Origin of the sequence: Collinsella sp. HCP3S3_E5 (genome assembly GCF_052067635.1) — a bacterium.
In the GTDB taxonomy this organism is placed as follows: domain Bacteria; phylum Actinomycetota; class Coriobacteriia; order Coriobacteriales; family Coriobacteriaceae; genus Collinsella.
Map to the genome: position 1 here is coordinate 68,883 of NZ_JBQHQF010000007.1, position 17,770 is coordinate 86,652.

The following is a 17,770-nucleotide window of genomic DNA, read 5'->3' on the forward strand; positions in this document are numbered from 1 at the left end:
TGTGGGCAAGGCTAGGGCTAAGGCGAAGAAAAAGACGACGGGGGCGCGGGCCAAGCGTGATCGTCGTCGGAAGCTTGCGACCGAAGCCCCCGCGTCTGCCGAGGAGCTGCTGGCGAGCGTGCCGGGACTCGATGCGCTGCAGGATGTTCCGGCGTTTGGCGATCTGCCGGTCGCCGCGGCTCAGCAGGCGGCATTTGACGATTTTTGCGCCCAAGCCGAGGAGCCCGAGCAGATGCAACTGGGCGCCGTGGTACGCTTAGATCGCGGGTTTCCGCTGGTGGTGACGGCCGACGATACCTTTCGTGCCGAGCATGCCGTGGGGTTTGCCAAGTCGCGTGGCGAGGACGAGGTGCTGCTGCCGGCTGTGGGCGACCGCGTGGCGGTGCGTCGTGCACCCGGGCACGACATGGGCGTAATCGAATGCGTCCTGCCGCGACGCACGAGTTTTGAGCGTTGGCGTGGCCGCGCCCGCGGTGAGCGTCAGGTGCTTTGTTCCAACGTGGATAGCGTGCTGATCGTGCAGGCACTTGGCGCCGGCGAAGTGCTGCTCGACCGCGTGGCGCGCTCGCTGGTTTTGGCGCTCGACTGCGATGCTGAGCCGGTGGTGGTGCTTACCAAGGCCGACCGCTGCGAGGCCGCGGAACTCGAGCGCGATCTGGATCGCGTGCGCCGTCTGGTGGGCCCGGACGTGCGCGTTATCGTGACGTCCTCTGCCGAAGGCCGTGGTTTGGATGAGGTGCGCGCCTGTGTTCCGGCGGGAACGTGCGCCATGATCCTGGGTGAGTCGGGGGCCGGAAAGTCGACGCTGCTCAATGCGCTGCTGGGCCACGATGCGCTGGCTACCGGTGGTGTGCGCGAGCGCGACGACCAAGGCCGCCATACCACGGTCGCGCGCGTGATGGTGGCGCTGCCGGGCGACGCCGGCGTCATTGCCGACGCTCCGGGCCTGCGCAGTTTGCCGCTCGTTGGTCACGAGCGGGGCCTGGCGCGTGCCTTCCCCGAGATCGTCGAGGCGTCGCGTGCGTGTCGGTTTGGCGACTGCACGCATACCCACGAACCGGGCTGCGCCGTTCGCGAGGCCGCCGATGCCGGGCAGATCGATGGCCTGCGCCTGGAAACGTTCCAAAACTTGGCGTCATCCATGCGTGTGAGTGCCCAAATGCTCGATCCCGATGTCCATCTGTAATTGAATTTATCTATGACAGCCGTCTTCCAACTGTGCGGGAGGCGGCTTTTTTACTGGCGATGCGCCCTTAAATGAGCGTTTTGCCGACGCGCCGACCAAAACCTTGCCGCGGGCTTGACGGGTTGGTCAGCTCTTGGCTGGTAATTGGTTTGACACTTAAAACCAAGATGGTGATCGCGCTGTTTTGTTGCTTGGCCGCTCGGACAATAGTGGTACGGGCATCCCATCCGCCCAGTGCTGTCTTGAGAGGAGCTGCCGTGAACAAGAGCAAGCGCATCGCCATCAGTCTGGCAGCGGGCGTGCTCGCCGCGGCACTCTGCATGGTTTACGGGTCATCGGTTCGTTCGCGGGCTGAGCAGGCCCAGGCCGAAACCTTGGCCAAATACGGCGGCGATCGCGTCGAAGTTTGCGTTGCCGCACGTGATATCGATGTGGGTGAGACCCTCGACGAGACCAATGTCGTAACCCAAGAGTGGCTCGCGAGCCTGCTGCCGCGTGATGCGGCGACCGAGCTGCGCCAGGTGCGTGGCGACGTGACGACCTCGCGTATTCCCAAAAATGCCGTGGTCTGCGATGTCTACACCAAAGCCGAGAGCCATACGCTCGAGGTGCCCAAGGGCAAGGTTGCCGTTTCGGTGGCGGTCGATGCCGAGCATTCGGTGGGCGGAGCCGCAGGCGTGGGCAGCTACGTGGATGTGTACGTGCAAAAAGACGGCGTGACCGACCGGCTGTGCGGCGCGCATGTGATCGATACCAGCGACGAGGCCGGTGCCACGCGCGAAGGCAAGGTCGAGTGGGTGACGCTGGCGGCCGACCCCAAAGACGTCAAGGAATTGCTGGGAGCCTCGGGCAAGGGAACGGTCAGCTTGACGATTCCCGCCACGGCACGCGGCAAAAAGAGCGGAGGCGACGAGTGATGAAAGCGATCTGGCTTGCGTGCTGCGCGTGTGGCGATTACGGACTGCTGCAGCAGGAAGTCGAGGGCCGCGATGCGGGCGCGCAGGTGCTTCGCGTGGGCGACCTAGACGGGTTGGTGTCTATGGCTCGGGCGTTTCCTTCGCGCCGTGGCGCTGCCATTATCGCGGCATCCCTGTTTGATACTAAAGATGTGAGAGAGACCGTCGCGCGCCTGACTGCCGAAGGACGCGTGAGCCGCGTCGTCGTGTTGATAGAGGCGCTCGATCCGTCGGATATCGAGGGGCTGTTTCGCGCGGGGGCGACCGAGGTCATCGCTGCGCACAGCATATGCGGCAGCGGACATGTGGGCGAGGGAGCGGTTGATTCCGATTGGGGCGTGTCGCCTGAGCCCGATGTTTTTGTTGATAGGGAACCCGGGGCGCCTCGCGCTACAAGAGGCCCGCGTGTTGATGACTATGGGAAAGCGGAAGCCGAGCATGTTCGGCGCCCCCCGGGCCCCCTTGCATGTGGTGACGTCGGAGCGTCGGTGCCGTATGGCGAAGACCTCCTGGCCGTAGATATGGGATACGTGCACGGCGTGAGCCTGGCCGATGGACTCGATGAGGTCGAGGGCCTTGTCGCGGGTGATGGTCCGCACGTCGACGTGACAGCGGAATCCCCAGTTCCGCCCCTACAGTTTGAGCAGCCTGCCGTGCCGGCGTGGACGCAGCACTTGGGTGCGGCTGGCGAGACGGGGACGTTGCCGCCCACGTCGTCAGCTCCTGCACCGCTGGCAGACACTGCGTCGACGTCGCATCGAGCTCCGGTCATCTGCGCCGTCTCGGGATCGGGCGGCTGTGGCAAATCGACGATTGTCGCCACGATGGCGCATGCCGCTTCGTTGCTGGGTCTGCGAGCTGCCGTACTCGATTTGGACCTAATGTTTGGAAATCTCTATGACTTGCTGGGCGCCGATGCCCCGCATGACATGGCGACACTTATCGAGCCGTCGGTCGCGGGCGCACTTGCGGAGCCAGACGTGGTCGCTGCATCGATGCGCGTTGCCCCAGGCGTTACGCTTTGGGGGCCTGTCGCAGCGCCCGAGCGCGCCGAGCTCATGGCGCGTCCGGTAGAGCTGCTGCTCGACATCTTGCGTCGTGAGTCCGATGTGGTCCTTATCGATACCTCGGTCTTTTGGGGCGATGCCGTGGCGGCTGCGGTGGCGGCGTGCGACCGTTGCCTTGTCGTGGGTGATGCGGCAGTTTCTTCCGCGACGTCTGCAGCGCGCGTCATTGAGCTGGCGAGCCGTGTGGGCGTGCCGCGCACGCGCATGAGCGCCGTATTCAACCGATTTGGCGCGCGTGGGGCGGACGAGGATGTCGCCATGCGCTTTGAGATTGCCTGTGCGTTGAGCTCCAAGATTCGTATCGCCGATGGCGGGCAGGATCTCGCCGCGCTCATGGCGTTTGGGCGCGCTGACGAGGCAGTGGGGCAGACCAGCGCTTTTGCGACCAGCGTGCGCGAGGCCACGCGTGAGATGCTCGTGGAACTGGGGTGCGCCGTCGGCCCTTGGAGCGATATGGTCGCCGACCGTGCAACGCGCACCGAACGCCCGCGCATCCGCCTTCCCTGGTCGCGTGAGGGTGATTGCCGATGAGCCTGCAAACGAGAATTAAAGCAGCCGGTGCGGCAGCGGCGACGGCACCTGTCGATGTGGGACGGCGCCGTGCGGTCAAGCGCCGCACCAAGCGGGCCGTGATGGACCGCGTGGGCTACGACGAGGTGGCACGCATCAGTGCCTACGTCGATCCGGTTCTTGCCCGCTCGGAATTGCGTCCCGCGGTGGAGGCGGCACTCAACGTGGAAGAACCGACCGACCTGGCGACGCCCGAGCGTGAGACCATCATCAACGAGATTTTGGATGACGTGGTGGGCTTGGGCCCGCTGCAGCCGCTCATCGAGGACGACACCGTCACCGAGATTATGGTCAACGGTTGCCGCTCGGCTTTCTTTGAGCGCGGCGGGGTCTTATACCCCATCGAGCATGCGTTTGAGGATGACGAGCAGATTCGCGTGCTCATCGACCGCATCATCTCGCCGCTGGGCAGGCGTATCGACGAGCGCAGTCCCATCGTCAACGCCCGTCTCAAGACAGGTTATCGCGTCAACGCGGTGATTCCGCCCGTGGCGATCGATGGGCCGATCCTCACTATCCGCAAGTTCTCGGATCGCATCTGTTCGTTGGACGAGCTTGTGGGCCTGGGGTCGCTGCCGCTTTGGTACGCGCAACTGCTTTCGTGTGCGGTGTCGCTGCGCCAAGATTTGGCGGTTGCGGGCGGTACGGGGTCGGGCAAGACTACGCTGCTCAACGCGCTATCGTGCGAGATATCTACCGCCGAGCGCATCGTGACGATCGAGGATTCCGCCGAGCTCAAGTTCGCGCATCACCCGCATGTGGTTCGCCTGGAGGCGCGCGAGGCTTCAATTGAGGGTGAGGGTGCGGTGACAATCCGCGACCTGGTGACCAACGCCCTGCGTATGCGTCCCGACCGTATTGTGGTGGGTGAGGTACGCGGTGCGGAATGTTGCGACATGCTGCAGGCCATGAACACGGGCCACGACGGGTCGCTCACCACGCTTCATGCGGGCACCGAGCAAGAGACCGTGGTGCGTTTGACGCTGCTTGCGCGCTATGGCATCGATCTGCCGAGCGAGCTTATCGAGGAACAAATCGCTATGGCGCTTGACGGCATCGTGATGTCCGAGCGCCATGCGGACGGCCGGCGTTTTGTGTCCTCCTATTCGGGGGTGCGACGCGGCGCGTCGGGTGGCGTGGAACTCGAGCGCTACGTGACCTTCGATGCCGCCGAGCGCACCTGGACCCTCAACCGCGAGCCGCCGTTTATCGCAGAGGGCTTGCGCTCGGGAACGCTTACGCAGGAGGAGGTGGACGAATGGAGGTCGTTGTGCCCCTCGTCGTAGGGGGCCTTGCCGGGTTTTCGGTCGCGACGGTATGCGGAGTGGAGCCTCATGTGCCGAGGGTGCCGCCGGCGGAGCTGGTGCGCCATATGTTTGAATCGGTGGCCGAGAAGCTGCCACGCGAGCTGGTGAAAAATGATCTTCTAAAAAAGATCGCCCGCTCCTGGGTATCGTTGGTTCCCCTGCGCCGCATCGGTCTTGTCGTTGAGGATGATGCTTCACGCTTAGCGTTCCTGTTGCTATCGAGTGGCGTCTGCTGCCTTGCGCTTGCCGTGGTGTCGCTATCGCCCATCGGCTTTGTTTTGGGGGCGGTTGCGCCCTTTGCCGCGGGTGTCGCACGCGACATCTTTGACCACCGACGCGAGCAGCGCGATGTGGAGGAAGCTATGCCCGAGGCCTTTACGGCACTTTCCATGTCGCTTGCCTCGGGACATTCGCTGGCCCAGGGCATGCGGTTTGTGGGCGCTCACGCGCAAGAGCCGGTGCATACCGAGTTTCTGCGGGTGGCGGCGGCGATCGACTGTGGCATTTCGGCTGCCGATGCGCTCGACGACCTGCTTGTCCGCATCGACGCCCCCGGGCTTTCGCTTGTCACGTTGGCGCTCAAGGTGTCGCAGCGGACCGGTGCCCCGCTTGCCGATCTGCTGTCCGAGGCGTCGAGCATGGTGGGGGAGCGTATCGAGCTCAAGCGCCGCCTGGATGTCAAAACGTCGCAGGCGCGCATGTCGGCGCATATGGTCGCGGCGATGCCGGCGGGTATGTGCGCGGTGCTGGCCCTGCTTTCGGCAGATTTTCGTCGCGGTCTTGTGACGCCTGCCGGTGCGGGCGCTGTGGTGCTGGGTCTTGCTCTCAACGCCGTTGCCCTGGTGGTTATCCGGCGCATTATGCGGGTGGAGCTATGAGCGCCCCGGTTGCAGTTGCGGCTTGCCTGTGCGCCCTGAGTGTATTTATCGCGACGGGTTTGGATCGGGCGGATGCACGCAAGATCGCAGGGGCCTGCAAGCGCGAGGCGGTGCTAGTCGTTGCTGCGGCCCATTCGGTGATCGATGCCGCTATTGCGTGGGTGAGGGGCGCACTTGGCGTGGACAACTCAGCGCAGGTTTCGCTCGGTGAGGTGTCCGAGATGATTGATGTGGTGCGCCTGGGGCTTTCCGCCGGCCTTTCGTTCGATGCGGCGCTCGAGATCTTTTGCGCCAATCGTCGATCGGCGCTGACTGTTCGGCTTGAACGGGCATGCATGGCGTGGCAGGTGGGCGTGGGAGCGCGCGAGGACGAGTTGTTGGCGGCCGCGCAGGACCTGGACGTGCGGGCGCTCGAGACCTTTGCCATTACGGTGGGTCAAGCGCTCGCCTTGGGTGCCCCGCTTGCCGAGACCCTTGCTGCCCAAAGTCGCGAGATCCGCGCCGCCCATCGTGCCGCGGTCGAGCGCGAGATTGAACGAGCGCCCGTCAAGCTGCTGATTCCCACCGGCACGCTCATCTTGCCGGCGCTGCTGTTATCCATATTGGGCCCGCTGCTGGGAGCAGGCGGGATGATGTAGGGAGGAATACATGAACAAAATGGCTGACGTTATGGGTAGGGTTTGGAGTCGGACGCTTTATCGTGCAATGCGTTCCTGTCAACGTGCCAAGGCTCTGGTGCAGGAGGAAAGCGCGCAGGGTACCACCGAGTACGCCATCTTGGTCGGCGTGCTCGTGGTAATCGCGATCATTGCCATCGTTGCATTTAAGGGCAACGTCGAAAAGCTATGGAACGCGATCAAAGACGGCATCAACAGCCTGTAGAAGGCGGGCATTCTGTTGGCGTGCTGCTGGTGCTCGCTTGCCTGATTGTGGCGATAGCGGCGACGCTCTGGGGGCTGAATGTCGTGCGACAGCAGCGTTCTGGGGCCGTCGCGGATGGGAGCTCGGGCGTGGTGGCGCCTCCCGATGACAAAGCGCGGGACACGGCCGACAGGGATGCCGCCGTCACGGCACAAACTTTTCTGCGCGCCCTCGACGAACGGGCGGATGCTGCGGCGGGTCCATCTGCGGACAACGCAGTCGCAGCCCGGCTGACATGGGCCGAGGAGCGACCGATGACCGAGGCTGCCGCGGACCTGTTGCGTGTCTATCGCGAGGTGCCCACAGCCCAGCTCGCTCTAAGCGGTTACCTCGACATCAAGGGCAACGTATGGGGCGCCATCGTGCGCGATGGGCGCGGCTGGGTCGACATGGTGACGGTTGCCGCGGATGCCGGCGACGCCTCGTGCCGCTTACGCGCGGTGCGCTTGGTTCCGCAAGCATCGGGGTCAAAGGAGGGATCGTGAAATGCTTGACGTCTTGCGCGAGGAGTCTGCCCAATCGACCGTTGAGTACGCCATCGTCACCATGGCGCTGCTTTCCATCGTGCTGGCGATTGCGGGGCTTTGGCGCGCCGGCACCGACGGACGCTTGGCGGCGTTGGCTGCACGGGCGGCGTCCCATGGCGTCGCCTCGACATCGGTTATCGACGCCGCCGCAGGCGCCAAAGACATCGCGCTCTATTGATATCGCGCGCGAGGATTGGGCGCAGTCCACGGTCGAGGCCGCTTTTTTGCTGCCGACGTTTTTGACGCTCATCCTGCTTGCGCTGCAGCCGGTGTGCCTGCTCTATACGCGTGCGGTCATGGAGTCTGCCGCCGCCGAGACGGCGCGGCTCATGACCACGACGACGGCGGAGGACGACGACCTCAAGGAGTTTGCCCGCCGCCGTCTCGCCGCGGTGCCCGATGTCTCGATCTTTCACGCCGGCGGACCGCTGTCGTGGGATATCGAGCTTGGCCGGGCGGGCGCAGGGGGCGTTTCGTCTGTATCTATCGCGGGTGATGTAAAGCCGCTGCCCGTGATCGGCGCGTTCGCGCAGGCCATGGGCAATGTGGGGAGAGGAGGAAATGTTGAGTTGAAAGTCGACGTTTCGTATCGATCGCGTCCCGGATGGCTGGAGGGAGACTATGATTCGTGGATTGCCGCGTGGGATTAGGCGTCGCCTGCTGCGAATGATGCGAGGGCTCGTGTGTCGTTGCCGGTCGAATGCCCGCCGCAAGCGGGGCGGCTTCATGGGCCGCTCCGGTATCGACTTGTTTATCGAGGACGGTGCCTACACTACGCTTTCTTCGGCGGTCGTCATACTTGTGGTGCTTACGCTGCTGTTTTCGTCGACGGCGGCGATATGGAGTATGTCGCGTGCCGGGGATACCCAGGTGGCGGCCGATAGCGGTGCTCTGGCGGGTGCCAACGTGATATCGTCCTACCATACAGCGGCCACGGTGGTGGATGCGAGCATTTTGAGCTTGGGCCTGGCGGGGTTTGCCACAATCGGCACCGGCTTGGTTGCCATGCTGGTGCCGGGTGGGAAAATAGCCGCAAGCGATATGGTCGATACCGGGATTGAGATTATTAAAACGCGCAATAGGTTTGCCAAAAGTGCGTCGGAGGGTTTGCAAAAAGTCGAAACGGCTCTGCCATATCTGGTTGCCGCGCGAGCTACGCAGGCTGTTTCGGCGCAGGATACCGATAACGTGACCTATACCGGCACAGCGCTCGCCGTGCCCAAGACATCCGAGTCGGACTTCGCTGCGCTCAAAGGGTCAGAGATCTCGACCGATGCCGTCGAGAGCGCCTCAAAAGACCTTGACTATGCTGCCAAGGAACTGAAGAAAGCGTCCGAGAAAACGTCAAAGGCCAAGGAACGCGCCTGGCTTGCCGACTGCGGCGGATCGGACAGAGGCGCAGTCGGAAGCTGTTCGTGCATGTGGGAACGCGCGAGGAGCTTGGCGAAGCTTTCGGATATTGAGAATCCGCACTATGCCTCGAGTGTCACATGGGAGCCGCAAGTGGCGCTCGATCGCGCGAAGGCCTATTACCGCTCGCGCCTTGCAAACGAGGCACCTCAGGGCTCAAGCGTCGAGACGAAGGCGGAGTCGGCGGCGCGCAAGGCGTTTTACACCTATGCGAGTACAGAGGTCAATCGTGCATATGTAACCGAGGACGGAGATGAAGTCACTTCCCATATCCCGCTGTTGCCGCGCAACTCTGAAGAGGTGCGAGCGACGGAACTCTATACCGATGCGGCGTGGCCAATTAGTACCATCGATGACAAGACGTATCTGCATTACGGAACGAGTTGCCCCAACTATAAGAAGGGGTCGCCAGGCGGGTTAGCCTCGGTTGCTGATTATGACGGGCAGGACAGATGCAACAGATGCCATTTTGGCGTTTCGTCGCTCGGTGCCGTTGCAGCGCCTTCGACTTCTATCGAAAACGGCTTCGAATACCACTTTGACAAGTTCAAAGACGCCCTGGAAGACTACGTCGACTGCCGCAACAAAGAACTCGAACTTGAGCGTCAGACCGAGGACGAGGCCGATCGCGCGGGTAATGCGTTTGACCAGGCCATTAAAGCGCTTTCGGGCGAGCGTCCGCGTATCGCTCCGCCCGGTCGCAACGGCGTGGTTGCCTTTGCAGTCTCGGGCGATATGACCAGTCCCGGTAAGCTCAACTCTTCATTCAATAAGCCGGTTACGCTCGGCAGTCGCGGTGCAATCTCTGCCGCGGTTTTGGCTCCCGATAACGCGACGGCGCAAAACAACGTGCTCTCGCGGTTTTTCTCGACACTGGAAGAGCGCTCGGGCGGCGTTGCCGGCGTACTCGATGGCGTCATGGATGTTTGGGGACGCCTGCTTGTGGGATACGGAGACGTCCAAGGTTCGGCCGACGAACTTATGGACGAGATGATTAAAGACCTAGGAGGGGGCAGCGGCGCGTTGGGCTCCATTGCATCGTGGCTCGGCGATACCGTTTCGGCGTCCGTGGCGGCGCTGGGTTTGGAACCGTGCGACTTGCGCCTGCGAAAGCCGGTGCTGACCGATTCCGCTAACGTCATTAAGAGTCCGGGGTCTGACATTGCCGGTCTCTCTCAAGCGCAAGACAAACTGCGAAGTATTCCGTTGGGCGTGACCGATCCCAAGGCGCTTTGCGAGGCGTTGGAATATCAAGTCGAACGCACCATTAGCGGTACGGTGTTCATACTTGCGGAGATTCCTCTGCCCGGCGGTGGTTCCATCCCGCTTACCGTCGATGTCGCTACGCTGGCGGGCGCCTTGGGCGGTGGATCGTAATGGGCGTTGGTGCAGTCTTGTACGAGGAGCGCGCCCAGGCGACGGTCGAGATGGCCGTGGTCGCTCCCGTTTTGCTGGCGCTTGCGCTCATTGTGTACAACGTCATGGTCTTTGCTGGCGCCGTTGCGCGCTTCGATCGCGTGGTGCCCGATATCGTGCTGGCGCACGCTGTGGCGCCGGAAGGGGAGGGCGACAAGAGCTCTGTCGATGCCTCGGTGCGTGTCCAGTCCGAGATTCAGGCGGCTATGCAGGGCTATAATCTGCAGGTCGAGGTCTCGAGCGAGCAGAGTTCGGCGTCGTCTGACGACGGCTTGCTCTCTCTGTCCGGGACGTTTAGGACCTATGCCTGCGTCATGTACTATGAGCCGTGGCCTAGATTGCTCAGCATTGCCGGCGTTTCTCTGGGGACGCCGGCGAAGCTGTCGCACGAGCGCGCGGTTACGGTCGATCCGTGGCGACCGGGGGTGGTCATGTGAGCGCCGTCTTGTCTTATATCGCCTACGTGCGTGCGCTCAATAGGCTCGGTTGGTCGCCGGCAGAGTTTATGGTGGCAGAATCGTTTGGCGCACGCTTGCGCGGCATGCTGGGCCGCGTGCCGATTACGGCTGACGGACTGCCGCTCGTCATGGCGTTTCCGTGCTGCTCTTCGGTTCACACCTGTTTTATGGCTTATCCCATCGACATTGCCTTTATTGATTGCAGCGGCAATATCCTTGCACGCTACGAAAATGTCCGCCCCTGGCGCATGTGTTCCTGTCCCGGTGCTTGGGCGGTGCTGGAACGCCCTTCAATCTTTGTATCGCCCACTGTCTTGCAACGAGTGCAGGCTTGAAGGCCCTGAGCGAAAAACTTCTTGCGGCCGGTTGATGTCTCTGACGTGCTGCTTTACAGAACCGAGGCGGTGTCCAAAAACTTTTTTCAAATTCTCGGTTGACCGGAGCGCGTCCTTGGTTATACTAATCAAGCCTTGAAACAAGGCACACCTCAAATGGCTGGGTAGCTCAGTTGGTAGAGCAGAGGACTGAAAATCCTCGTGTCAGGGGTTCGATTCCCTTCCCCGCCACCTTGAATTGACTAGGACCTCTGCAAAGAGGTCCTTTTCTTTTATGTAGTCCCCACACGGAATCGAACCCCGCGAGGGCGCGGAGCTGAGGAAACGCGATAGCGTTTGCCAGCGTAGCTCGCAAGGCGCGCAAGCGCCGCAGCGGTCCGTCCGCGCAGCGCGCGGACGCGATTCCCTTCCCCGCCACCTTGAATTGACTAGGACCTCTGCGAAGGGGTCCTTTTCTTTTATGTGGACCCGCGGAAAACGCATCCCAGAATTTCAATCCTGAGCGGGATGCGCTTTCCGCTTTAGGGGCGCTTGGGAAAATGCGACCCGGAATGACGTGAAATTACGGGACATGCTTTCCGGTTGGACCTGCTGGCGGAAAATGCATTCCATTATTGAGCAAAAAAACGGGATGCGCCTTCCGGCGCCTGCCTTCGGCGTGCGTGCACATCTTGGCGTACCATCTCGGGTGTGCCCGCCCAGACATTACTCCTACTTTTGCGCCACTTTGCAGACCGTTCGATCGGCTGTCCGTGTGCGCGGGTATACTCAAAACGATACTTTTCCTATGCAATACGATGCGGGTTCGCCCTGCACGATTCGAAGGGGGCCGTGATGGAGAGGATACTCGGCGTTAATCTCTCTGGCTGGTTTATTCCCGAGCCTTGGGTGACCCCGTCGCTGTACGCGGCGACAGGTGCGTCCAATGCGGCGGAACTGCAAGAAGCCATGGGCACTGCTGCCTATAACGAGCGCATGCGTCGCCATTATGAGACATTCGTAAGCGAAGATGATTTTCGCCGTATGGCGCAGATTGGTCTCAATGCCGTGCGTTTGCCGGTGCCCTGGTATGCCTTTGGCTCGCAGGAGTCCGATGTGTCCTACATTTCGGTTATCGACTACATTGACCGTGCAATTGAGTGGGCTGCCAAGTACGACATTCGCGTGCTGCTCGATCTAGCGACTGTGCCCGGTGGCCAGGGCGATTCCAACGATTCGCCCACCACGCCGGAGGCTGTTGCCGAGTGGCATTCGTCCACCAACGGTCGTCACGTTGCGCTCGACGTGCTGGAGCGTTTGGCCGATCGCTACGGCGAAGCCGAAAGCCTTCTGGGCATTGAGCTGCTGGATGCACCTCGAATGAGTGTCCGCAAGAGTCTCTTTACCATGACGGATGGCATTCCGGCCCACTACCTGCGCAATTTCTATCGCGATGCCTACGAGCTCGTCCGTTCGTATATGCCCGAGGACAAGATCGTCGTCTTTTCGTCCTCAGGACATCCCAGCGAGTGGAAGCATTTTATGCGCGGCGCCAAGTACAAGAACGTCTACATGGACCTTCACCTGTACCATTACCGCGACGAGCATGCGCTCGACATCACGAGCCCCCGCGGGCTGACGACGGCGATTTCCCGCAACAAGCGCGAGCTTAAAGAAGCGATTTCGACAGGGTTCCCCGTGCTGGTGGGCGAATGGTCGGGCGCGGCGATCTTTGCTAACTCGTCGGTTACGCCCGAGGGCCGCAATGCCTACGAGCGCGTGTTTATCGCCAATCAGCTGGCTTCGTTTGCGCCGGCTGCCGGTTGGTTCTTCCAAACGTGGAAGACCGAGAAACGCATCGCAGCATGGGACGCCCGCGCGGCGCTCGGTACGCTCGAGCGCGGCATGATTGAATAGGTTGATATGACGCAAAACAGCGCCCATACGGGCAAACTCTATGTGGTCGGAACACCCATCGGCAACCTGGGCGACCTGTCTCCGCGCGTTGGCGAGGCGTTTGCCGCCGCCGATGCGATCTGCTGCGAGGACACGCGCGTGACCTCAAAGCTACTGATGCACCTGGGCATTTCCAAGCCGCTTGTCCGTTGTGACGAGAATGTGATCGCCAGCCGCGCCGCCGGCCTGGTTGACCGCCTGCTGGCGGGGGAGACCCTCGCTTTTGCCTCGGATGCCGGCATGCCGAGCGTGTCCGATCCCGGCCAGGCGCTGGTCGAGGCGGCGCGTGAGGCCGATGTGCCCGTCGAAGTTATTCCCGGGCCCTCTGCTTGCGTCACAGCGCTCGTTTCGTCCGGCATTCCCTGCGAGCATTTTTTCTTCGAGGGCTTTTTGGGCCGAAAGCACGGCGACCGCGTACGCCGTTTGCAGCGCCTTGCCGTGGTGCCCGGCGCGCTCATCTTCTACGAGTCTCCACATCGCATCGTGGCGACGCTCGAGGCCGTGGCAGAGGTCTTTCCCCAACGTGAGGTTGCCGTCTGCCGCGAACTCACCAAGCTGCACGAGGAGGTCTTGCGCGGGCCCGCCGCCCAGCTTGCCGAGAGGCTGCGTGCTCGCGGCGAAGTAAAGGGCGAGATTGCGCTGGTCATTGCGCCACCGAGTGAAGACGAGGAGACCGGCATCGTGCCGGTTGGCGCAGCGGCAGCGGATCCCGATGAGGCCCTGCGCGCGGATATCCGTGTCGCGCTCGAGGAGGGGGAGCCCGCCTCTGCGGTGGCCAAGCGCCTGTCTCAGAAGTATTCACGCCGCAAGCGCGATGTCTATGCCATGGTGCTCAATATGCAATAGATGGAGGATATCCAGCCCTTGCGTTAGAATCATCCCCTGTATGCAACGTTTTTCTGGAGGACAAACCCCATGGATCAAAGCAAGCCTTCGTTCTTTATCACGACGCCCATCTACTACGTCAATGCCGATCCGCATCTGGGCACAGCTTATTCCACCATCATCGCCGACGTCCAGGCTCGCTATCGCCGCTCCGCCGGCTATAACGTCAAGTTCCTGACCGGCATGGACGAGCATGGCGAGAAGGTCGCCGAGGCCGCAGCCAAGCATGGCATGACGCCGCAGGAGTGGACCGACAGCCAGGCTCCGCACTTTAAGGAGCTTTGGAGCAAACTCGAGATCTCCAACGACGACTTCATCCGCACCACCGAGCCGCGCCAGCATCATGCGGTGCAGTATCTGTGGGAGCGCATGAAGGAGTCTGGCTACCTGTATAAGGGCAGCTACGACGGTTGGTACTGTGTGCCCGACGAGACTTACTTTACCGACACGCAGGTCCAGAAGGGTGACGAGGAATACGGCAGCGTCGGCCAGCACCTGTGCCCCGACTGTCATCGTCCGCTCGAGCGCGTGCAGGAGGAGTCCTACTTCTTCAAGCTTTCCGCTTTCCAGGACAAGCTGCTCAAGCTCTATGACGAGCATCCCGATTTCGTCGAGCCTGCATTCCGCATGAACGAGGTGCGTAGCTTTGTCGAGGGCGGCCTCAACGACCTTTCCGTGAGCCGTACGAGCTTTGACTGGGGCATCCAGGTTCCGTTCGATGAGGGCCATGTGACCTATGTGTGGTTCGACGCGCTACTCAACTACATGACGGCTGTCGGCTACGGTGTCGACACCGACGAGGCCCGTGCCGAGCTGGCCTATCGCTGGCCTGCGCAGTTCCACATTGTGGGCAAGGACATCATTCGCTTCCACTGCGTCATTTGGCCCGCTATGCTCATGGCCATTGGCGAGGCTCTGCCCGAGCACGTCTTTGCCCACGGCTTCCTGACCGTGCGCAATGCCGAGACTGGCAAGGCCGAGAAGATGTCCAAGAGCCGTGGCAACGCCATTGCCCCGCAGGATGTTATCGACATGCTGGGCGTCGAGGGCTATCGCTACTACTTTATGACCGACGTGGTCCCCGGCACCGACGGAGCTATCAGCTTCGATCGCATGGAGCAGGTCTACAACGCCGATCTCGCTAACAGCTGGGGCAACCTCATCTCGCGTTCGCTCAACATGAGCGGCAAGTACTTTGACGGTTGCGCGCCCGCCAAGCCCGCATCGTTCGATGCGTTCGATAACCCGCTGGCAAAGATTGCCGATGGCCTGGCCGAGCGCTACATGGCCAAGATGGACGTGCTCGATTACGGTGGAGCCAAAGACGAGGTTATGGAGCTCATCCACGCCGCCAACCACTACATCGAGGACTCCGAGCCCTGGGCACTTGCCAAGGACGAGGCCAAGGCCGACGAGCTGGCGTTTGTGATCTACAACCTCCTCGAGGCCATCCGCATTGCCGCTCACCTGCTGATGCCGCTCATGCCCCAGACTTCTACCGAGGCCCTGCGCCGCCTGTCGTGCGAGGACGAGGCCGCGAGCGACGACCTCAAGGGCATTTGCGCTTGGGGTCTGCTTGCCGGTGGTCAGCCCGTCGAGAAGGGCGAGCCGCTGTTCCCGCGTCTGGGTTAAGACGCCGCGCGCCATATCGGCAATCTGCTGTTTAGGTGTAAGGGCATGGCCGCAACGGTCCATGCCCTTTTGTTTCAAGACGCCGCCACCATGCTAAGGAGGCAACTATGACAACTTCGCCTTTGGCAAACCCCACGGCAACAAGGGAGCTGCTGGAGGAGTTTGGCCTTGCGACCAAGCATCGCCTGGGCCAGAACTTCCTGATCGACAACCATGTGATCGAGCGTATTTGCGAGCTTTCCGAACTTGCGGGCGATGAGCGCGTGCTCGAGGTCGGTCCGGGCGTTGGAACGCTCACGCTTGCGCTGCTTCAGGAGGCGGCGTGCGTCACGTCGATTGAGGCCGATCCCGAGCTCGAGCCGGTGCTCGATGCCCATGCCGCCGACTATGCCAACTTCCGCTTTATCATGGGCGACGCGCTCAAGGTGTGCCCGGAGCAGATTGAGCAGGCCGCGGGCGGTGAGCCGACGGTATTTGTCGCGAACTTGCCCTATAACGTGGCAGCGACGATCATCCTGCAGTTCTTCCAGACGATGCCCGCGCTCAAGCGCGCCGTCGTCATGGTTCAAAAGGAGGTTGCCGATCGCATTGCCGCAACGCCGGGTAACAAGACCTACGGCGGCTATACGGCAAAGCTCGGCCTGTATGCGCAGGTGACGGGTCGCTTTGAGGTGCCGCCGCGCTGCTTTATTCCGGCGCCGCATGTGGATTCGGCCGTCGTGCGCATCGACCGTGTTGACGGCGTAGCGCCCGAGGGGCTTGATCGCGAGTTTGTGGCCCGCGTGATTGACGCTGCGTTTGCTCAGCGTCGCAAGACCATCCGCAATTCCATGAGCGCCAACGGCTTTGCCAAGGACGTGCTCGATGCCGCCTTTGAGGCTTGCGGCATCGCGCCCACCACGCGCGCCGAGACGCTTGGCGTTGCCGATTTTGTCTGTCTGGCTCAGGAGCTAATCCATGATGCCTAATGACGAGCGCGTGACGTTTACCAAGAAAAAGAAAACGGTTGCTTGCCCCGTGCCCTTGGCGCCGCTTGCCGATACGCATGCGCACTTGCTCTCGTTTTGGGGCAAGGAAGTACCCGAGACGCTTGTGCGCGCCAAAGCTGCAGGCGTCGACCTGTTGGTGACGATCTTTGATCCCATTGCCGACAAACGCAGCGTGACGGACTATAGCGACTGGCTGGTGCGCGAGATTTTGCCGATGCGGGATATTCCGCAGATAAAGTATCTCGCCGGTGTGCACCCCTATGGTGCGCCGGACTATACCGATGACATTCATGCACAGGTCGTTGCTGCGCTTGATGATCCCTTATGCGTCGGTATCGGCGAGATCGGTCTGGACTACCACATGGATTACGACGACGGCATCGCGCCGGCGCCCCACAGCATGCAGATTGATTGCATGGCACGTCAGCTCGAAGTTGCTGTGCGTCGTAACGTACCGGTGGAGTTGCATCTGCGCCACGAGGATGCGGATGGGGAGCGCTCCTCGCATGTGGATGCGTACAACGTGCTGCGCGAGGTGGGTGTGCCTCAGGCCGGTTGCGTGCTGCACTGCTTTGGCGAGGATCGCGCCACGATGGAGCGCTTTGTGGGTTTGGGCTGCTATATCGCCTATGGCGGCGCGGCCACCTTTAAGCGCAACAATGATGTGCGCGAGGCATTTGCGTCAACCCCGCTCGATCGAATTTTGTTCGAGACGGATTGCCCGTATATGGCTCCGGAGCCCATTCGCGGTCTTGAGTGCGAGCCTGCAATGATTTCCATCACGGCAAACGCGCTGGTCAACGACCGTGTCGATCGTACTGGAGAGAACGCCGAGGCAATTGCGCAAGCTGCGTGGGACAATGCCTGCAAACTTTTTCAAAAATAGTTCTTGCGTTCACGGTGGCGCTCCGTTATTCTAATTCCTGCACGCGGGCGTGGCGGAATTGGCAGACGCGTACGGTTCAGGTCCGTATGGGGGCAACCCCATGAAGGTTCAAGTCCTTTCGCCCGCACCATTGATTGAAAGAGCTCCCAGCAATGGGAGCTTTTTTGTTATGGGCCCATCGCAGGGACTTGAACCTGCGAAGGAGCGAGCGTCTAGAAAACGCGGAGCGTTTTTAGCGAGCTGGCGAGTCCGCCGGCAGGCGGGCGAAGCCGGTGCGGATCCGCGCAGCGGATACGCGGACGTCCTTTCGCCCGCACCATTGATTGAAAGAGCTCCCAGCAATGGGAGCTTTTTTGTTATGGGCCCATCGCAGGGACTTGAACCTGCGAAGGAGCGAGCGTCTAGAAAACGC

At 61.8% G+C, this 17,770-nt stretch carries 18 protein-coding genes and 2 tRNA genes; all 20 read left to right on the forward strand.

What is annotated here, in order from left to right:
- Positions 1-232 precede the first annotated feature (232 nt).
- The 20 genes from rsgA (at position 233) to ACTM82_RS03680 (ending at position 17,488) form a co-directional block, all read left to right on the forward strand.
- Positions 233-1,186, forward strand: a complete 954-nt coding sequence (gene rsgA / locus ACTM82_RS03585) for a ribosome small subunit-dependent GTPase A (protein WP_427748315.1) — start codon at positions 233-235, stop codon at positions 1,184-1,186.
- A gap of 257 nt (positions 1,187-1,443) precedes the next feature.
- The gene (gene cpaB, locus ACTM82_RS03590) at positions 1,444-2,103 is read left to right on the forward strand and encodes a Flp pilus assembly protein CpaB (protein ID WP_427795220.1); all 660 of its coding nucleotides are present in this window, start codon (positions 1,444-1,446) and stop codon (positions 2,101-2,103) included.
- The gene (locus ACTM82_RS03595) at positions 2,103-3,740 is read left to right on the forward strand and encodes an AAA family ATPase (RefSeq protein ID WP_441042453.1); all 1,638 of its coding nucleotides are present in this window, start codon (positions 2,103-2,105) and stop codon (positions 3,738-3,740) included. The genes cpaB and ACTM82_RS03595 overlap by 1 nt, the downstream gene beginning before the upstream one ends.
- Positions 3,737-5,065, forward strand: coding sequence for a CpaF family protein (locus tag ACTM82_RS03600; RefSeq protein ID WP_441054331.1), 1,329 nt, complete (start codon positions 3,737-3,739; stop codon positions 5,063-5,065). Before ACTM82_RS03595 ends, ACTM82_RS03600 begins: the two co-directional genes overlap by 4 nt.
- The gene (locus ACTM82_RS03605) at positions 5,038-5,964 is read left to right on the forward strand and encodes a type II secretion system F family protein (RefSeq protein WP_441054329.1); all 927 of its coding nucleotides are present in this window, start codon (positions 5,038-5,040) and stop codon (positions 5,962-5,964) included. Before ACTM82_RS03600 ends, ACTM82_RS03605 begins: the two co-directional genes overlap by 28 nt.
- Positions 5,961-6,602, forward strand: a complete 642-nt coding sequence (locus ACTM82_RS03610) for a type II secretion system F family protein (protein WP_441054327.1) — start codon at positions 5,961-5,963, stop codon at positions 6,600-6,602. Before ACTM82_RS03605 ends, ACTM82_RS03610 begins: the two co-directional genes overlap by 4 nt.
- 10 nt (positions 6,603-6,612) lie before the next feature.
- Entirely contained in the window at positions 6,613-6,846 is a 234-nt protein-coding gene (locus tag ACTM82_RS03615) for a hypothetical protein (protein ID WP_427719148.1), read from the forward strand.
- 293 nt (positions 6,847-7,139) lie between these two features.
- A complete protein-coding gene (locus tag ACTM82_RS03620) occupies positions 7,140-7,370 on the forward strand; it encodes a hypothetical protein (RefSeq protein ID WP_154517646.1) in 231 nt (76 codons plus the stop codon).
- Between the two features lies 1 nt (position 7,371).
- Positions 7,372-7,590, forward strand: coding sequence for a hypothetical protein (locus ACTM82_RS03625; RefSeq protein WP_154517649.1), 219 nt, complete (start codon positions 7,372-7,374; stop codon positions 7,588-7,590).
- Positions 7,526-8,062, forward strand: a complete 537-nt coding sequence (locus tag ACTM82_RS03630; RefSeq protein WP_441054325.1) for a TadE/TadG family type IV pilus assembly protein — start codon at positions 7,526-7,528, stop codon at positions 8,060-8,062. The genes ACTM82_RS03625 and ACTM82_RS03630 overlap by 65 nt, the downstream gene beginning before the upstream one ends.
- A gap of 76 nt (positions 8,063-8,138) precedes the next feature.
- Positions 8,139-10,199, forward strand: coding sequence for a hypothetical protein (locus ACTM82_RS03635; protein WP_441054323.1), 2,061 nt, complete (start codon positions 8,139-8,141; stop codon positions 10,197-10,199).
- Positions 10,199-10,675 carry a hypothetical protein gene (locus tag ACTM82_RS03640; RefSeq protein WP_441054321.1) on the forward strand — a complete coding sequence of 159 codons (477 nt, stop codon included), beginning with the start codon at positions 10,199-10,201 and terminating at the stop codon, positions 10,673-10,675. The genes ACTM82_RS03635 and ACTM82_RS03640 overlap by 1 nt, the downstream gene beginning before the upstream one ends.
- Positions 10,672-11,031 (forward strand): DUF192 domain-containing protein, encoded by a 360-nt coding sequence (locus ACTM82_RS03645; RefSeq protein ID WP_441054319.1) that lies wholly within the window; start codon positions 10,672-10,674, stop codon positions 11,029-11,031. The genes ACTM82_RS03640 and ACTM82_RS03645 overlap by 4 nt, the downstream gene beginning before the upstream one ends.
- A 158-nt stretch (positions 11,032-11,189) precedes the next feature.
- Positions 11,190-11,262 (forward strand) — tRNA-Phe (locus ACTM82_RS03650).
- Between the two features lie 603 nt (positions 11,263-11,865).
- Positions 11,866-12,927, forward strand: a complete 1,062-nt coding sequence (locus tag ACTM82_RS03655) for a glycoside hydrolase family 5 protein (RefSeq protein WP_441054317.1) — start codon at positions 11,866-11,868, stop codon at positions 12,925-12,927.
- A 6-nt stretch (positions 12,928-12,933) separates the two neighbouring features.
- The gene (rsmI, locus tag ACTM82_RS03660; RefSeq protein WP_441054315.1) at positions 12,934-13,812 is read left to right on the forward strand and encodes a 16S rRNA (cytidine(1402)-2'-O)-methyltransferase; all 879 of its coding nucleotides are present in this window, start codon (positions 12,934-12,936) and stop codon (positions 13,810-13,812) included.
- 69 nt (positions 13,813-13,881) lie between these two features.
- The gene (gene metG, locus ACTM82_RS03665) at positions 13,882-15,483 is read left to right on the forward strand and encodes a methionine--tRNA ligase (protein WP_154517665.1); all 1,602 of its coding nucleotides are present in this window, start codon (positions 13,882-13,884) and stop codon (positions 15,481-15,483) included.
- Positions 15,484-15,590: 107 nt separating this feature from the next.
- Entirely contained in the window at positions 15,591-16,451 is an 861-nt protein-coding gene (rsmA, locus tag ACTM82_RS03670) for a 16S rRNA (adenine(1518)-N(6)/adenine(1519)-N(6))-dimethyltransferase RsmA (RefSeq protein ID WP_441054313.1), read from the forward strand.
- Positions 16,441-17,358 carry a TatD family hydrolase gene (locus ACTM82_RS03675; protein WP_441054312.1) on the forward strand — a complete coding sequence of 306 codons (918 nt, stop codon included), beginning with the start codon at positions 16,441-16,443 and terminating at the stop codon, positions 17,356-17,358. Before rsmA ends, ACTM82_RS03675 begins: the two co-directional genes overlap by 11 nt.
- 43 nt (positions 17,359-17,401) lie before the next feature.
- Positions 17,402-17,488: transfer RNA gene (locus ACTM82_RS03680), tRNA-Leu, on the forward strand.
- Positions 17,489-17,770: the final 282 nt, after the last annotated feature.

Bases quoted from the DNA above. Each gene is read 5' to 3' on its own strand.
- rsgA (WP_427748315.1), top strand. From the start codon at position 233: ATGCAACTGGGCGCCGTGGTACGCTTAGATCGCGGGTTTCCGCTGGTG.
- ACTM82_RS03595 (WP_441042453.1), top strand. From the start codon at position 2,103: ATGAAAGCGATCTGGCTTGCGTGCTGCGCGTGTGGCGATTACGGACTG.
- ACTM82_RS03600 (WP_441054331.1), top strand. From the start codon at position 3,737: ATGAGCCTGCAAACGAGAATTAAAGCAGCCGGTGCGGCAGCGGCGACG.
- ACTM82_RS03605 (WP_441054329.1), top strand. From the start codon at position 5,038: ATGGAGGTCGTTGTGCCCCTCGTCGTAGGGGGCCTTGCCGGGTTTTCG.
- ACTM82_RS03610 (WP_441054327.1), top strand. From the start codon at position 5,961: ATGAGCGCCCCGGTTGCAGTTGCGGCTTGCCTGTGCGCCCTGAGTGTA.
- ACTM82_RS03615 (WP_427719148.1), top strand. From the start codon at position 6,613: ATGAACAAAATGGCTGACGTTATGGGTAGGGTTTGGAGTCGGACGCTT.
- ACTM82_RS03620 (WP_154517646.1), top strand. From the start codon at position 7,140: ATGACCGAGGCTGCCGCGGACCTGTTGCGTGTCTATCGCGAGGTGCCC.
- ACTM82_RS03625 (WP_154517649.1), top strand. From the start codon at position 7,372: ATGCTTGACGTCTTGCGCGAGGAGTCTGCCCAATCGACCGTTGAGTAC.
- ACTM82_RS03630 (WP_441054325.1), top strand. From the start codon at position 7,526: ATGGCGTCGCCTCGACATCGGTTATCGACGCCGCCGCAGGCGCCAAAG.
- ACTM82_RS03635 (WP_441054323.1), top strand. From the start codon at position 8,139: ATGGGCCGCTCCGGTATCGACTTGTTTATCGAGGACGGTGCCTACACT.
- ACTM82_RS03640 (WP_441054321.1), top strand. From the start codon at position 10,199: ATGGGCGTTGGTGCAGTCTTGTACGAGGAGCGCGCCCAGGCGACGGTC.
- ACTM82_RS03655 (WP_441054317.1), top strand. From the start codon at position 11,866: ATGGAGAGGATACTCGGCGTTAATCTCTCTGGCTGGTTTATTCCCGAG.
- rsmI (WP_441054315.1), top strand. From the start codon at position 12,934: ATGACGCAAAACAGCGCCCATACGGGCAAACTCTATGTGGTCGGAACA.
- metG (WP_154517665.1), top strand. From the start codon at position 13,882: ATGGATCAAAGCAAGCCTTCGTTCTTTATCACGACGCCCATCTACTAC.
- rsmA (WP_441054313.1), top strand. From the start codon at position 15,591: ATGACAACTTCGCCTTTGGCAAACCCCACGGCAACAAGGGAGCTGCTG.
- ACTM82_RS03675 (WP_441054312.1), top strand. From the start codon at position 16,441: ATGATGCCTAATGACGAGCGCGTGACGTTTACCAAGAAAAAGAAAACG.